This is a genomic window from Frankia sp. Mgl5 (assembly GCF_023242985.1).
Classification (GTDB): domain Bacteria; phylum Actinomycetota; class Actinomycetes; order Frankiales; family Frankiaceae; genus Parafrankia; species Parafrankia soli.
This window is the reverse complement of sequence record NZ_JALKFY010000151.1, coordinates 1-265: the sequence shown is the minus strand read 5'-3', so window position 1 is coordinate 265 and position 265 is coordinate 1. Positions and strand designations below refer to the sequence as shown.

General features: G+C 58.5%; 1 protein-coding gene. It reads right to left on the bottom strand.

Annotated features, from left to right (window positions below; translation table 11 throughout):
- Nucleotides 1-265 (bottom strand): virulence factor (locus MXD62_RS08770; protein WP_248828886.1); only part of this gene is annotated, 265 nt, incomplete at both ends.

Here is a 265-nt window from a genome sequence, read left to right as displayed (position 1 = left end):
ACCCAGTGGCGCTCCATGATCAGGTTAGGTGAAGCAGAACCGGCACGCATTGCCGCCTTGCCGAAACGCTCAGGCAACCCGGCGCGAATCTGCTCCGTACCCTGCGTGACCTTCACCTGAATCGGGATGTGGCGAAACATCTGTATATAGACCTGCGCTTCGCCGAAGGAAGGCTGGTCTTCCGGAAGCGCTGACTGGTCATTGTCTTCCCCTCCCTCGCCCAAGATTTCCCGCGCCTGCGATAAAATGCTTTGCCAATCCGCAG